We start from the raw sequence: 2,640 nt of genomic DNA, 5'->3' as shown, positions 1-2,640 counted from the left end.
CTTCCCTCGGCCATGGGTTGAATGATCAGCCGAGGGAAGGGGGCCTTCACGCGCGTTGGGGACTCACGGGTCGAGGTCGGAATCGGTCAGGGCCCGCCCCGGAAGCGCTTCGTTCGGTCCGGCGGCCCGCAGGCCGTCGATCATGATGCCGATACAGCGCCGGGTCGCCATCCGCGCGACTTCTTCGTTCTTCCCCGGCATCTGCCGCAGCAGGGTCGCGAACAGCATCGCCACGTCGCCGGTCTCGACATCCGTCCGGAGCCGCCCCTCGGCCTGCGCGCCCCGGACGAAGCCTGCCAGCACCACGAGCAGGTCGTCACGCAGTGCTTTGATCGCCGGGTCACTCTTCAGGATCGCCAGCGCACGCGGTGACACCATCGCGAGCTGGACGCTCAACTGGAGCTCCATCGACTGGTGCAGCAGCCGGATCAAGGCTTCCCAGTCGGAAGGCTCCTGTTCCTTCGCCGCCTTCGCGTCCACGAGGACACGGTCGAAGTTGTCGACGGCGACCGCCCGGATCAGCGCGTCCCTGTCCGGGAAACGCCGGTAGAGGGTGCCGACGCCGACGCCTGCCGACCTGGCGATCTCCTCCATCGGGACTTCGGCGCCCTGAGCAGCGAAGATCATCCTCGCGGCCGCGAGGATCTGATCCCGGTTCCGGCGCGCGTCGGCACGCAAGCGGGTCTCGGGGTCGGCTGTCATGATCCTCGCCTCTCAACGGTGCTCCGGCGCCGTGATTCTCGCACGTCCGTCCGGTCGCTTCACTCTTCCCGGGAAACCACCCCTTCGCGAGTGGACGACTTGTCTCCACTTGAGTACGTTGGATCGTGTAAGCGGAATGAAATCATCCGCATACGCTTTGGGGTCTCCTGTCCGATATCGCCTGAGCCCACCCGACAACTGGGGAAGGACAAACCGATGACCGACGTCGAGGAAACCACCGCCACCTTGCCGATGGCGCGCACGTGCCCGTTTTCTCCGCCTCCGGAGTATCAGAAGCTTCGCGAAGAAAGTCCCATTTCCCGGGTCGGCCTTCCCTCCGGCCAGACGGCTTGGGCACTCACCCGGCTCGACGACATCCGCGAAATGCTGGCCAGTCCGCATTTCAGCTCCGACCGGCAGGATCCGGCGTTCCCGATGATGGTCGCGCGCCAGATCCGGCGTGAGGACAAGCCTTTCCGGGCGTCCCTCATCGGCATGGACCCGCCGGAGCACGGCCAGGCCCGCCGTGACGTCGTCGGCGAATTCACGGTCAAGCGGATGAAGGCACTGCAGCCGCGCATCCAGCAGTTCGTCGACGAACACATCGACGCCATGCTCGCCGGGCCGAAACCGGTCGACCTCGTGAAAGCCCTGTCCTTGCCGGTCCCGTCGCTGGTGATCTGCGAACTGCTCGGTGTCCCCTATTCGGACCACGAGTTCTTCCAGGGCTGCAGTTCCAAAATGCTCAGCCGCGAGGTGAGCGCCGAAGAACGGATGGCGGCGTTCGAGAAACTCGAAGGCTACCTCGAAGAACTCGTCGCGAAGAAAGAAGCGAACGCCACCGAGGACGACCTTCTCGGCCGTCAGATCCTGAAGCAGCGGGAAGCGGACAAGGAAGACAGCGACGAACTCGTCGGTCTGGCGTTCCTGCTGCTCATCGCCGGCCACGAGACGACGGCCAACATGATCTCGCTCGGCACGGTGACCCTGCTGGAGAACCCCGAGCAGCTGGCGAAGATCAAGGCGGACCCTGGCAAGACCCTCCCCGCGATCGAAGAACTCCTTCGTGTCTTCACCATCGCGGAGGCGGCGACCTCACGCTTCGCCACGGCCGACGTCGAGATCGGCGGCACGCTCATCCGGGCGGGTGAAGGCGTCGTCGGGCTGAGCAACGCGGGCAACCACGACCCGGACGGCTTCGAGAACCCCGACGACTTCGACATCGAACGCGGCGCGCGGCACCATGTCGCGTTCGGCTTCGGGGCGCACCAGTGTCTCGGCCAGAACCTGGCACGGATGGAACTCCAGATCGTGTTCGATACGTTGTTCAGTCGTATTCCGGGGATCCGGGTCGCCGTTCCGGTCGACGAACTGCAGTTCAAGCACGATTCGACGATCTACGGCCTCCACGAGCTTCCGGTCACCTGGTAGGAGGACAAATGAAGATCATCGCGGACACCGGGAGGTGTGTGGGTGCCGGTCAGTGCGTACTCACCGATCCCGATCTGTTCGATCAGAGCGAGGACGACGGGACGGTCATCGTGCTGATCCCGGAGCCCGAAGGCGAAGTGGCGGAGGAGAACGCACGCACGGCCGTGCATATCTGCCCGAGCCAGGCACTCTCGCTCGCTGAATAACCGTGTGCGGCATCCAAGCACGCGAGTCACGTCTCCAAGCACGCGAGATCCGTCTCTGAGCACGCGAGTCACGTCTCTAAGCACGCGAGCAACAGAGACTCTGTGTGGATTTCGGATCATCGAACGCGCCAGAATCCACACAGTCACCGGATGCGGTCCGGCATCGCCGCAGGACCTGCGGCGATGCTCGCGTGAAGTACAGGAAGGCCCCCTTCCTTGCGCCTAGGTACAGGAAGGTTGGCGCACCGGGGAGACCGAGACGACGATCACCGGCCCCAGGCCGAATTTCTCGGACGTACCC

General features: G+C 64.6%; 3 protein-coding genes. 2 read left to right on the top strand and 1 reads right to left on the bottom strand.

Annotation, left to right across the window (positions count from 1 at the left end):
• Window positions 1–63: 63 nt before the first annotated feature.
• On the bottom strand, window positions 64–702 hold the full coding sequence (locus AB0M65_RS40710; RefSeq protein ID WP_364040989.1) for a helix-turn-helix domain-containing protein: 639 nt from the start codon (window positions 700–702) through the stop codon (window positions 64–66).
• 216 nt (window positions 703–918) lie between these two features.
• On the opposite strand from AB0M65_RS40710, the gene AB0M65_RS40705 reads away from it, so the two are divergent.
• Both AB0M65_RS40705 and AB0M65_RS40700 read left to right on the top strand, forming a co-directional pair.
• On the top strand, window positions 919–2,133 hold the full coding sequence (locus AB0M65_RS40705) for a cytochrome P450 (protein ID WP_364040986.1): 1,215 nt from the start codon (window positions 919–921) through the stop codon (window positions 2,131–2,133).
• Window positions 2,134–2,141: 8 nt separating this feature from the next.
• A complete protein-coding gene (locus AB0M65_RS40700; RefSeq protein ID WP_364040984.1) occupies window positions 2,142–2,339 on the top strand; it encodes a ferredoxin in 198 nt (65 codons plus the stop codon).
• Window positions 2,340–2,640: the final 301 nt, after the last annotated feature.

This window comes from Amycolatopsis sp. NPDC051071 (assembly GCF_040682875.1).
In the GTDB taxonomy this organism is placed as follows: Bacteria; Actinomycetota; Actinomycetes; order Mycobacteriales; family Pseudonocardiaceae; genus Amycolatopsis.
Note: the sequence above shows the minus strand (reverse complement) of the source record. Positions and strands in the feature narration are given on the sequence as shown.